General features: G+C 69.6%; 10 protein-coding genes. 4 read left to right on the top strand and 6 right to left on the bottom strand.

Annotated elements, in window-relative coordinates:
- The first annotated feature begins 199 nt into the window (after positions 1-199).
- From K2Z83_RS18020 to K2Z83_RS18030, 3 genes are all read left to right on the top strand, one after another.
- A complete protein-coding gene (locus tag K2Z83_RS18020) occupies positions 200-1,555 on the top strand; it encodes an 8-oxoguanine deaminase (protein WP_220596574.1) in 1,356 nt (451 codons plus the stop codon).
- 113 nt (positions 1,556-1,668) lie between these two features.
- Positions 1,669-2,790: a patatin-like phospholipase family protein gene (locus K2Z83_RS18025; protein ID WP_220596575.1), complete on the top strand. Its 1,122-nt coding sequence runs from the start codon at positions 1,669-1,671 to the stop codon at positions 2,788-2,790.
- Positions 2,791-3,082: 292 nt separating this feature from the next.
- Entirely contained in the window at positions 3,083-4,162 is a 1,080-nt protein-coding gene (locus K2Z83_RS18030; protein WP_220596576.1) for an STAS domain-containing protein, read from the top strand.
- A 56-nt stretch (positions 4,163-4,218) separates the two neighbouring features.
- On the opposite strand, the gene K2Z83_RS18035 is transcribed toward K2Z83_RS18030, so the two are convergent.
- From K2Z83_RS18035 to K2Z83_RS18050, 4 genes are all read right to left on the bottom strand, one after another.
- On the bottom strand, positions 4,219-6,594 hold the full coding sequence (locus tag K2Z83_RS18035; protein ID WP_220596577.1) for a serine hydrolase: 2,376 nt from the start codon (positions 6,592-6,594) through the stop codon (positions 4,219-4,221).
- 89 nt (positions 6,595-6,683) lie between these two features.
- Complete coding sequence (locus K2Z83_RS18040) at positions 6,684-7,202, bottom strand: copper resistance protein CopC (protein ID WP_220596578.1); 519 nt, start codon at positions 7,200-7,202, stop codon at positions 6,684-6,686.
- A gap of 114 nt (positions 7,203-7,316) precedes the next feature.
- Complete coding sequence (locus K2Z83_RS18045) at positions 7,317-7,592, bottom strand: hypothetical protein (protein WP_220596579.1); 276 nt, start codon at positions 7,590-7,592, stop codon at positions 7,317-7,319.
- Between the two features lie 127 nt (positions 7,593-7,719).
- Positions 7,720-8,103, bottom strand: coding sequence for a hypothetical protein (locus tag K2Z83_RS18050; RefSeq protein ID WP_220596580.1), 384 nt, complete (start codon positions 8,101-8,103; stop codon positions 7,720-7,722).
- Positions 8,104-8,199: 96 nt separating this feature from the next.
- Between K2Z83_RS18050 and K2Z83_RS18055 the strand changes: the two genes are divergently transcribed.
- Complete coding sequence (locus K2Z83_RS18055; protein WP_220596581.1) at positions 8,200-9,393, top strand: YbfB/YjiJ family MFS transporter; 1,194 nt, start codon at positions 8,200-8,202, stop codon at positions 9,391-9,393.
- Positions 9,394-9,454: 61 nt separating this feature from the next.
- Here K2Z83_RS18055 and K2Z83_RS18060 read toward each other — a convergent pair whose 3' ends face one another.
- Positions 9,455-10,456, bottom strand: coding sequence for an aldo/keto reductase (locus K2Z83_RS18060; RefSeq protein WP_220596582.1), 1,002 nt, complete (start codon positions 10,454-10,456; stop codon positions 9,455-9,457).
- A gap of 112 nt (positions 10,457-10,568) precedes the next feature.
- Entirely contained in the window at positions 10,569-11,291 is a 723-nt protein-coding gene (locus K2Z83_RS18065) for a phosphate/phosphite/phosphonate ABC transporter substrate-binding protein (protein WP_220596583.1), read from the bottom strand.
- Between the last annotated feature and the right edge of the window lie 210 nt (positions 11,292-11,501).

Below are 11,501 nucleotides of genomic sequence, written 5' to 3' on the forward strand. Positions count from 1 at the left end.
TAGCGTGTAGCATACGGTTCACCTATAACCATCGCCACCTGGGGGCGCGCCGCGCGCCGCGCGAAGCCAACACATACATATCGGCCCTATCACAAGGTTCATACGCACTTGACAGTTTGGCGTCACGGATCGCTTTCTGATGCGTTCGGCCTGCACCCTGTTCCCTCTGCCCTGTACCCTTGCCTATGAAGGAGAAACAATGTCAACGCTGCTGATCAATAACGCCGATCTGATCGTGACTATGAACGATGCGGATGCGCAGATCTCCCACAGCGCGATCTACGCCGTAGACGGAATCATCGCCCAGGTCGGGCCGAGCGCCGATCTGCCCGCCACCGCCGACACCGTCATCGACGCGCGGGGCATGCTGATTATGCCAGGGATGGTCAACACTCACCACCACTTCTCCCAGACCCTGACGCGCTGCATGGCCCAGGATAGCGACCTCTTCGGCTGGCTGACCACGCTCTACCCGATCTGGGCCGGCATCACGCCCGAGGCGATCTACGTGAGCAGCAAGGTGGCGATCGCCGAGCTGATGCTCTCCGGCTGCACCACCTCCAGCGACCACACCTACCTCTGGCCGAACGGCGCCCGGCTCGACGACCAGATCCGGGCCGCCGCAGAGATGGGCTTCCGCTTCCACGCCGCCCGAGGCAGCATGTCGGTGGGCCAGAGCAAGGGAGGCCTCCCGCCCGACCACGTCGTCGAGGACGAGGCCGCCATCCTGCGCGACTCGCGCCGCCTGATCGAACAATACCACGACCCGCGCCCCGGCGCGATGCTGCGGGTGGTGCTGGCCCCCTGCTCGCCCTTCTCGGTCTCGCTCGACCTGATGCGCGAGAGCCTGTCCCTGGCCCGCAGCTACGGCGTCCACTCGCACACCCACCTGGCCGAGACGCTGGACGAGGAGCGCTACTGCCTGGAGACGTTCGGGCGCCGCCCGGTGGAGCTGATCGAGGATCTGGGCTGGGTCGGGCCGGATGTGTGGCACGCCCATGTGGTCCACCCCTCGCACGACGAGGTGGGCCGGCTGGGCCACACGCGCACCGGCGTGGCCCACTGCCCGAGCTCGAACATGCGCCTGGCCTCAGGGATCGCGCCCATCCGCGCCCTGGTGGGCGCCGGCGCGCGCGTCGGCCTGGGGGTGGACGGCTCGGCGTCCAACGACGGCTCGCACATGCTGGCCGAGGCCCGCCAGGCCATGCTGCTCCAGCGTGTCCTGGGCGGCCCGGCGGCGATGGGGGCGCGCGAGGCGCTGCGCCTGGCCACGCGCGGCGGGGCCGCGGTGCTGGGCCGCGACGACATCGGCCAGCTGGCCCCGGGCATGTGCGCCGACCTGATCGGCTACCGCCTGGACAGCCTGGGCCTGGCCGGCGGCGCCGTCCACGACCCGCTGGCGGCCCTGGCCTTCTGCCAACCGCCGGGGGTGAGCCTGAGCGTGATCAATGGCGAGGTTCGCGTGTGCGACGGCGTCCTGGCGGGGGTCGATCTGGAGCAGCTCGTCGCGCGGCACAACCAGATCGCGCGCGCGCTCGTCGACGAGGGGCAATAGCGCGTAGGGACAGGCGCACGGGATTGCGGGAGCGCATCGCGCTCCTGCAATCCCGTGCATTCTCCCGTTCTATCGTGTGCGAGCTACTGGCAACTCACACGGGAGGGCGGACGATGGCGGAGCGAAAGAAGGCCCTGGTGCTCTCGGGGGGCGGCGCGCGCGGCGCCTACCATATCGGCGTGATCGAGGCGCTGGTGGAGGCCGGCTGGATGCAGGACGGCCGGGGGCCAGACATCATCGCCGGCACCTCGATCGGCGCGATCAACGCGGCCGCCCTGGCCAGCGGGCTCACGGCGGCGCAGATGCGCGCGGCCTGGATGCAGATGCACACCGAGGAGGTCCACCGGCTCTCATCCGACCTGCCGCCTCTGGCCCGCCCGCTGGTGCGCTTCCTGCTGCGCAGCGTGCTCACCTCACAGGCCCACGGCGGGGAGGCCGGCTACACCATGCCCGACTCGGAGCGCGGCCAGAGCGCCCAGGGCCTGCTCGGCCGGCTCGGCGAGCTCTTCAAGGCCAGGCCCTTCCGCTCGCTGCTCGACACCGCCCCCTGGCGGGCGACCCTCGCCGGCTGGATGGACTTCGCGCGGATCAACAGCGCCGACGCGCCCGCCCTGCTGATCGCCGCCACCGAGCTGCAGACCGGCGCCCTGGAGGTGTTCTGCAACCGACCCCTCGCCGGCCGCCCGGCCGAGCGGATCGCTATGGATCACCTGATGGCCTCGGCCAGCATCCCGATCGTCTACCCCTGGACCGAGATCGGCGGCGGGAAGTACTGGGACGGCGCGGTGCTCGCGAACACGCCGCTCGACCCGGTGATCGACCTGGCCGGCGACGATGATCTGGAGATCATCGTGGTGATGATGACTCCCTGGAACGCCGACCCGAACACGCTGCGCGAGCGGGCCGGGATCATGCCCCAGGATCTTGTGCAGGCCCTGACGCTCACCCTGGACTGGGCGCTGCTGGCCTCGTACCGGGTGGCCTTCGAGAGCCTCCAAAATCGCAACCGGCTGGCCGACGCCCTCGGGCGCCTCCAGCTCGCCGCCGCCGCGATGGGCGACAGCAGCCTGATGCCGGCCGGCGTCATCCCGCGCCCGATCCGGCTGCCCACCGTGATCGCCCCCGCGCAGCTCATGCCCCTCGACTGGATCGTGGACTACGAGGAGGAGACGCACCTGCGCCTCTTCGCGCAGGGCCGCGCCGACGCCATGCGCGCGCTGGGCGCGCGCGGGTAGGGCCACGGCCCTAAAAGACCGTAGTATTCGTTGGTGGCGGCAAAAAAGCTCTATAGCGGCGGGCAGATCGATTGAGCCAATGATAGGAAGGTGCGAGTGAAGCGAGCCACTAGCCTCAGTGGCTCAAGCGTTTTGCTCAGTGCTCTAGCGTGAGGCAGCTGCGCCGCCCCCCAGATGCCGACGTGGGATCAAAACTCACACGAAACTGCTACATACATGAACTCTTTTGACACACTTCAAGGCGCTTATGGCGGTACCATGATCAGTAGCGCCTTACCTGCCAAGAGAACCCATGAGCTCACTACACACACCCAGGCTACGCGATGCGACAGATATTCGTCAGATAGCGCTGGGCTGGCGCATCCGGGTGCTCAACATCGTGTTGCGCATCGGCGCGGCGCTAGGGCTTCTGGCGCTGCTCGGCGGCAGCTGGGCTGACCTGCGGGCGAATGGGGCTGCGGCAATGCCGCACGTCGTCGCATACGCTGCAATCTACGGCCTGATTGCATTCGCAGCCTTTGTACACAAGATCGGCTTCACCGCCCGGGCGATCTTGCTGCTCGCCTTCGCCGCCAGCATGAGCACACTCTTCCTGGCCCTGGGCGGGCTAGGCGGCCCCGGGAGGATTCTCTTCATCGGCTTCGTGGTGAGCGCCACCCTGTTCCTCGGGCATCGCGGTGGTGTGGCCGCCATTGGCGTGATGGCCATCATCATGATCATCATCGCCGGGCTGATCGACCAGGGGCTGCTGGAGTCCTCCACGCAGTGGCAGGCGAACATCGACACACGGCTGCTCTGGGCGAGTGCGCTCATCGTCCAGCTCATAGTCGTCAGCATCGCGACCGCATCGTTTAGCTTCCTCTTTCGCCAGATGACGACACTCGCCGTTAGTGCGGTCGAGAGCGCCAGCCAGGCCGAGGGCAGCTCGCGCCTCGCGGAAGAGCGCGCTGATGCGCTGGAGGCCCAGGCCATCTGTCTGCTGGCGACCGAGCAGCAGCTGCGCGATCTAGTTCACGCGCTCGAAACACCCGCCGTGCAGCTCGCCGACGGGGTCTTACTAGTGCCGCTGGTAGGGGTGATCGACCAGGCGCGCGTCGATACACTGCTGTGCCGGCTGCTGAAGACCGTCAGCGAGGGACGCACCCACCTGATGATCATTGATATTGCCGGCGTGCCCGCCGTCGACGGCCGGGTTGCTGCGGTGCTGTTCCAGATAACCGAGGCGCTCAGGCTGCTCGGCTGCGAGACCGTGATCACTGGCATTAACCCAGATGTCGCCACGACTCTCGTCAGCCTTAACGCGCGTATGGACGGGATCATGACTGCGCGCTCGCCGCAGGATGCGCTGGCACTGAACCTACAGGGGGCGTAGCGAGGCATTGAGCATTGAGCATTGAGCATTGGGTCAACATGCTCAATGCTCAATGCTCAATGCCCAACGATCATCCCCGCCAGGTAGTCGGCCGTCGCCCCAGCGTTGGTGTTCTCGTTATTGCTCAGCACAATCACCGTCAGGCCATCGTCGGGGTAGCGCCCGATGTAGGTCACGGCGCCGCTCATGAGGCCGGGGTGGTAGATCACCCGGTGGCCGAAGCGCTGCTCGATCTTCCAGCCGTAGCCGTAGTTGAAGAAGTTGGGCGTGTACATCTCCGACAGGATATCGGCGGGGAGCAGGCTGCCGTCATCGAGCGCGTTCAGCAGGGCGTAGAGGTCGTCCACCGTCGAGAAGATGCCGCCGGCGGCGAAGAGGTTGCTGGTATCGATCGGCGTGGCCGGCGTGCCGACGCCGATATAGCCGCGCGTGCCGCTCAGGGCTGCGGCGTCACCAGTGTCGTAGCCAGTGTTCATCATACCCAGCGGCAGGAAGATGTGGTCGCGCATATAGTCCGGGTAGGTCGCGCCCGAGACATCCTCGATCAGCCGGCCGAGCAGCACATAGTTCGAGTTGGTGTAGTGGTAGGCCGATCCGGGGGCGAACTCCAGGGGCAGGTCGCGGAAGCGGGCGATCACCGCGTCGGGCGTGGCCGGCTTCGTCTCCACATCGGCGAAGGCCAGGAAGTCGGTGTAGTTCTGGAGGCCCGAGGTGTGGGCCAGCAGGTCGTGGACAGTGATCGCCCCCCACGCGCTCGGGCAGTCGTGCAGGTAGGTGCAAATCGAGGAGCGCAGGTCGACCCTGCCGGTCTGCACGAGCTGCATGACGGCGAGGGCGGTGAGCGGCTTGCTGACCGAGGCCAGGCGAAAGCGCGTCTGCGCGCCAGCGGGGATGTTCAGCTCCTGGTTGGCCAGCCCGTAGCCCTTGCGGACGAGCATCTGGCCCCGGTAGGCCACCAGGGCCGCGCCGCTGAAGCTGCCCTGCTCGGCGAGCTGGCTCAGGTAGGAGTCCATCTGCGCCGCGATGGGCTGGAGGTCGGGGCTGAGTGCGCCGCCCTGGGCCGGGGCGAGCACGGCGGCCAGGGGCGCGGGCGTGGGAGCGTCGGCCGGAGGCGCGGGCGCAGCGGTGGGCAGCGGCGTCACCGTGGGGAGCACCGTCGGCTGGCCGATGGGCGCATCGATCTGGAGCGCCTCGGCGCGCAGGGATTGGCCGATCGGGCGCGGCCAGGGCCGGGACATGGCCGTCTCGACCGCCCGCGCGGCCCAGCGCTCCAGGCCGGGGCGGGCCACCAGCAGGTTGTAGGCCCCAAAGATCAGCATCCCCCCGAAGGCGAGCAGCTTGGCCAGCAGCGATAGCCCGTAGGGCGTCGTCCACAGGTCGGACAGGCTGCCGAGCAGGCGCAGGGCGGCGTAGGCCCCGGTGAGGGTGATCAGGGCCACGCTGGCCAGGGCCAGCGTCGAGAAGCGGGAGAAGATGACGCGCAGCAGGTCGGGCCGGCGCCCCTCGGGGGCGGCGCGCATGGCGGCGGGCATGATCAGGACGAAGGCCAGCAGCCCGCCGACCCAGAGCGCTGTCACCCCTATGTGGATCACATCGGCCAGGATGGGCAGCATGGGCGACTGTGCCGCCGCCGCGTGGCCGCCGAGCGAGAAGCTGATCAGCAGCAGGCCGCCGAGCGCGAGGGCCGCGCCGTCGCGCAGGCGGCCTGCGCGGCCCGGTAGCGATACGACGACCGCCATGGTCACGGCGAGCCCGGCGCGGGCCGCCAGCAGCGCCCCGTAGCGCGTGCCGATAACCTGCGCCATGCCGCGCAGGTCAGCCCGGCCGAGGGCGGCGGCCTGCGCGGCGATCATCAGGGCGGCGGCGGCGGCGCAGAGCAGCAGGGGCGCGGCCAGCCAGGCCCGCCCGCGCCGTAGATCGCCCGCGCCGGTGGCGGCCATGGCCGGGCCGACCAGCCCGGCGAGGAAGGCCAGCCCGCCCACGCCGGCCGCCGCGCCGATCAGCATCAGGCCGCGCAGCACTATGGCCATCACCGGCAGCGGCTCTGGCGCGGGCGACGGGCTGGCGGGGGCGGCGGCAGGCTCGGTCGGCATGGGTGTGGGCGCGCCCGCAGGGGCCGCCGCCGCGCCGCCGCCGAGCACCGTGAAGGCCGCGTTGCCCTTCACGATATGCCCGTCGTCGCCGATCACCGTCCAGACCATGGTGTAGACGCCGGGGCCGATCGGCGGCATATCGAGGGCCAGGGTGGTCGGGTCGGCGGGCAGCGGCGCGCCGCCGGATGCGACCTCCTGGCCCCTGGCGTCGCGCAGGGCCAGGGCGCTGATCGACTCCAGCGGCTCATTGAAGGTGATCCGCAGCCGGGCCGGCGGCGCATCCAGCCGCGCGTCGGGCGGCGGCTCCATGCTGAGGATCTGCGGGTGCGCCCAGGCCACACCCGCGCCGATCAGCGCCGTGAGAACAGCGATGATCGCGATGAGAGGAGGGGCCAGCGGCGACCGGGCGCCCCCTGATCTGCCCCGCACTAGCGCACCCACCGCCGCAGGCCCAGGCCCGCGCCGGCCAGCAGCAGCGCGCCCAGCAGGATCGCCGCCAGCGGGGCCGGGCCGCTCGCGCCAGTGGCGGGCACGCTCGTCGGCGCGGCCGTGGTCGTCGCGGCGGCGGCGACGACGCTGAAGCTGAGGCTGCCCTCCTCGCTGTGGCCGTCGGCGCTCAGGTTCTTCCATCCCACCGTGTAGGCCCCCGCGCCCAGGCCGCCCTTCAGCGTGACGGTCAGCGTCACCCGGTTCGGGTCGTTCAGGTCGAGCGTGGTGTCGCTGTTATCAACCTGGGCGCCGCCCGCATCGGTCACGGTGATCTGGTTGCCGTCGGGCTGAAGCTCCTCGCTGAAGATCAGGGTGATCTTGGCGGGCGCAGCCGCAAGGCTCGCCCCGTCCTTGGGGTTTGACGAGACGAGGCTGGCGTGGGCCGATGCGGCCCCGGTGAGGGCGAGCGCCATCAGCGCGATCAGCGGCCAGAGGCGGACAATCCTGCGAGCGAGCATGGACGCTTCTCCTTTGCGCGGGGCTTTCGGGATCGGAGAATTCCAAAGGCTGCGCTTTCTGATGCGGTGCTGCAAAGCAGCACCGCATCAGAAAGCGCACACGCTACCGGCGCGCTAGCGCGTCAGCGGCTGAAGCGCGCGACGCCTGGGCCGCGCGTTGGACAGGCGAACGGCCACGACTCGGATCATGCGGTTGATAATCGACTCGTCAGGCGCGGCGAACGGCCCGCAGAGCAGGCCAGCCCGCATCTGGCGGTAGGAGGCGAGCTTGCGCCGGCACGCTGGGCAGCCGGCGAGGTGGGCGGCGAGATCCGTGCTCGTGGATACGCCGAGGGCCTTGCTCACGAGCGCCGTCTCGTGGGCGGCGCATGTATCTTCATTGGGGGTCATGATAAGTGCTCCTGCGAGAGCGATCACCATCGGTGGGAGTGATCGCTGCGTCTCTATCCGTGGCCGCCCGCCCACACGTGTGGGTGGCGGCATCCATCGCGACCGAGCGTTCGGATGCGTGGGCGGATCAGGCTGCGCAGGAGATTCGTGGAGGGGGGATCGGCGGCGCCCAGGTGTGCCGGGTGAGATGTGGCGGCCCGGCGGCGCTCAGGCGGAACCAGCGCGCGAAGGCGATCGCGATGATCGCCAGGCTCGGCAACACCCCCGGCCAGAAGGCCGGGATGATCGGGCTGTCGGCGCCCTGCGGCGTGGAGAGGTGGCAGAGGAATGGGCCGTCGATGGCGGCGTCCACCGTCGCGCGGGCATCTATCACGCAGTGGGCCACGCAGAGCAGCGGCTGGAGCAGCAGCAGCAGCACAAGGGTGGCGGCGCAGCAGCGCCAGACCCGCCGCCAGATAGGCGGGATCGGGGGCGTGGGGCAGGGCTGCGCTGTCGTGCGACTCTGGATCATAGGGCAAGTATAGCAGGTTCCATGTGCGCTATGGCACAGACTTAGATGACGGTTTTGCAAGCGGGGCATCGGCGAAAGATGCGGTACTATGGCGCGATGGACCAACATCTACCTTCCGAGATCACCGAGCGGCGCCAGGTCGTGGCGGCGGCGCTGCTCAGCCTGGGCGGGGCCTCGGCCCTCGGCTTCGGCCGCTTCGCCTACGCCCTGCTGCTGGAGCCGATGCGCAGCAGCCTCGGCTGGAGCTACGCCCAGTCGGGGCTGATCAACAGCGCCAACGCGGTGGGCTACCTGCTAGGCACGCTCGTCGTCGGCCTGGCGGTATCCCGCCTCGGCGCGGCGCGCACCGTCCGCCTGGGCACGCTGCTTGCGGGACTGAGCCTGATCGCCACCGGCCTGCTCACGCCCTTCCCGCTGCTCCTGCTGATGCGCCTGCTCAACGGCTTCGGCGGCGGGCTGGTGTTCGTCGGCGGGGCGACGGTGGTGCTCCAGTACAGCCAGCGCAGCGGGGCGGCACCGCCGCTCGGCCTCTACTACAGCGGGCCGGGGCTGGGGATCGCGATCTCGGGAGGCGTGGTGCCGCTGCTGCTCGGGCCGGCGCTGGGCTGGAGCTGGCAGGCGGTGTGGGTGACGCTGGGGCTGGCCGGCCTGGCGGCGATGGCCCTGATGGAGCCGCACCTGCGCGCCGCCCCCGCCGCCGCCCTGGGCGCCCGCGGCCGGCGGACGCTGGCCCCCGCGGCCGACTACCTGCGGATCTGGCCGATGATGCTGGCCTTCGGCATCTACGGGCTGGGCTATATCGGCTACATGACCTTTGTGATCGCCTACCTGCAGTCGATCCACGCCGCCGCGGCGCTGGTGCAGTGGTTCTGGTGCGGCCTGGGGCTCTGCGCTGCGGCGGGGGGCAGCCTGTGGGCGCCGCTGATCAACCGGCTCGGCCCGCGCCCCGGCATGGCGCTGATCATGGCCGCCCTCGCCACGGCCGCCCTGCTGCCGGTGCTCGCCCCCCACCCCGCCAGCTTCATCCTCTCGGCCGCCCTCTTCGGCGGCTCCTTCCTCTCGGCCGTCACCGCCATGACCAGCGAGGTGCGCCTGCGCCTGCCCGCCGAGCACTGGGCGGCGGTGACCGGCCACGCCGTCGCGATCTTCGCCGCCGGCCAGCTGCTCGGGCCGACCGTCACCGGCCTGGTGGCCGACCTGCCCGGCGGCCTGGCCCTGGGCATGCTGCTCTCCGGCGGGGCGCTCGGCCTGGCGGCCCTGGTGGTGCTGCCCGGCATGCGGCGGGTCTGATGTGCAATGGCGCAATGCGGCACGGTGGGCAGGCACGGTGGGCAGGCCCATGGGCCTGCCCCTACGAGATCCGCATCTTCATCCACCCGGCCGTGTTGTGGAAGTTGACCACGGCGCTGCCCGGCGGCACCAGGGCGTCGCAGGCGGCGCGCAGCTCGTCGCTCAGGGACATCTCGCAGACCGGCAGGATCTCGTCGAGCTGGGCCAGGGTGCGCGGGCCAAAGATCGGCGCGGTGATTCCGGGCTGGTCCTTGGCCCAGAGCAGGGCCAGCCGGGCCGGGGCGATGCCGTGCGCTCTGGCCAGCGCCACAAACTGGTCGCCCACCGCGATGCCGCGCGCCGTCACCCGCTCGGCGTAGATCCCGCCGCGCAGGGCCGCCCGCGAGTCGGCCGGCACCTTGGCGGCGTCGGCGTAGCGCCCGGCCAGCACGCCCTGGGCCAGCGGCGACCAGGGGATGATCGCCAGGCCGTGGGCCTGACAGAGCGGCAGCAGCTCGTTCTCGATCCGCCGGTCGAGCAGGTTGTAGGGCGGCTGCTCGGAGACATAGCGCACGTGGCCCTTCAGCTCGCTCACCATCAGGGCCTCCATCACCCGCCAGGCCGGGTGGGTCGAGCAGCCCACATAGCGCACCTTGCCCTGGCGCACCAGGTCGCTCAGGGCGGCCAGGGTCTCCTCGACGGGGGTGTGCGGGTCGGGCCGGTGCATCTGGTAGAGGTCGATGTGGTCGGTCTGCAGGCGGCGCAGCGAGTCCTCGCAGGCGCGCATGAGGTGGAGCCGCGAGTTGCCGCGCTCGTTGGGGCCGGGGCCGGTCGGGAAGTGTGCCTTGGTGGCCAGGATCAGCTCCTGGCGGCGCCCGCTGGCGGCCAGGGCGCGGCCGATCACCGCCTCGCTCTCCCCGGCGTTGTAGCTGTTGGCCGTGTCGAAGAAGTTCACCCCCGCGTCGAGGGCGCGGTCGATAATCCGCGCCGCCTCGACATCCGGCGTCGGGCTGCCGAAGTTCATGGTGCCGATGCAGATCGGCGATACGCGCACCCCCGTGCGGCCGAGCAGACGGTAGTCCATACGATGTTCTCCCGAATCATGCGGTGATACCGCACGGCGCTAGCGTAGCTAGCGCCGTGCGGTATCACCGTAGCACAGGATACGCGATTCTGCTGGGCCGCAGGCCCCGCCTTCAGGCGCAGATCGCGCGCAGGCCCGTCATCTCATCGTCGCTGATCGGGATCCACGCGGGGATGGTGATGTCGCGCATCACCGACATGCCCTCGGGGTCGGAGTGCATCGCGGTCAGCGCTGCGGTCAGCGCGGACAGATCATCACAGAGGTCGGGCCGGGCCGTGAACATATGGAAGGCGGATCGCTCGCTGGTGGTCTGTAGGACGCGGATCATCGCGCGGCCCTGGGGCGACAGCTCGTTGTATGCGTCTTGGTAGAGGATGCCGAAGGGGGACTCGCCGTTCCACACGCTGCGCACCACGCTGAGCCAGGAGTCGTGGTGGGCCACGCTGGCGGGGGTGATCCCGCGCTCGCGCAACATTTTGAGGGCGATCTTGGTGGGCAGCAGGTTCTCCACACTGGCCACGACGGCCCCGTTGATAGCATCAAGCTCGGGCAGCGGGCCGTCAGGCCCGGCCACGAGCATGGCCTCGTCGTAGGTCTCGCCCGGCCGCAGCAGCGGGCAGAAGTGGTGGGCGTCGAGCAGCTGAATCGCGTCGCTCGGGTTGGCGTAGACAACACTCGCCCCGGTCATGCTCCCGTGGAACTCGGCGAAGTCGAGCGAGATCTCGAAGTGGATCTTTGTGCCGAGGCGTGCCGTCAGGTACTGGACGAGGCGATACCATCCCTCTGGATTATGCACAGTGTCGTGCGGGCAGACCTTCAGGGTGAGATCTTTCATGGTGCGATCCTCTCTGTTGTTGTATGTGCTGGCGCGATGTCACCACATGGCACTGATCATAGCGTGATCACGCGGCAGATCGGGTTACAGTTACGCTATCTGACGTAGGGATCGCGGCACTAACGTGAAGGGCTGCGCATTCGCAAGATACATGCCTGGAGCGGGGTGTCACGAATCTTCTTGCAACGGTGGCCCTGGCGGGCGGCTGAA

Origin of the sequence: Oscillochloris sp. ZM17-4, assembly GCF_019599295.1 — a bacterium.
GTDB lineage: Bacteria > Chloroflexota > Chloroflexia > Chloroflexales > Chloroflexaceae > Oscillochloris.

Bases quoted from the DNA above. Each gene is read 5' to 3' on its own strand.
- K2Z83_RS18040 (WP_220596578.1), bottom strand. From the start codon at position 7,202: ATGCTCGCTCGCAGGATTGTCCGCCTCTGGCCGCTGATCGCGCTGATG.
- K2Z83_RS18025 (WP_220596575.1), top strand. From the start codon at position 1,669: ATGGCGGAGCGAAAGAAGGCCCTGGTGCTCTCGGGGGGCGGCGCGCGC.
- K2Z83_RS18020 (WP_220596574.1), top strand. From the start codon at position 200: ATGTCAACGCTGCTGATCAATAACGCCGATCTGATCGTGACTATGAAC.
- K2Z83_RS18065 (WP_220596583.1), bottom strand. From the start codon at position 11,291: ATGAAAGATCTCACCCTGAAGGTCTGCCCGCACGACACTGTGCATAAT.
- K2Z83_RS18050 (WP_220596580.1), bottom strand. From the start codon at position 8,103: ATGATCCAGAGTCGCACGACAGCGCAGCCCTGCCCCACGCCCCCGATC.
- K2Z83_RS18055 (WP_220596581.1), top strand. From the start codon at position 8,200: ATGGACCAACATCTACCTTCCGAGATCACCGAGCGGCGCCAGGTCGTG.
- K2Z83_RS18060 (WP_220596582.1), bottom strand. From the start codon at position 10,456: ATGGACTACCGTCTGCTCGGCCGCACGGGGGTGCGCGTATCGCCGATC.
- K2Z83_RS18045 (WP_220596579.1), bottom strand. From the start codon at position 7,592: ATGACCCCCAATGAAGATACATGCGCCGCCCACGAGACGGCGCTCGTG.
- K2Z83_RS18030 (WP_220596576.1), top strand. From the start codon at position 3,083: ATGAGCTCACTACACACACCCAGGCTACGCGATGCGACAGATATTCGT.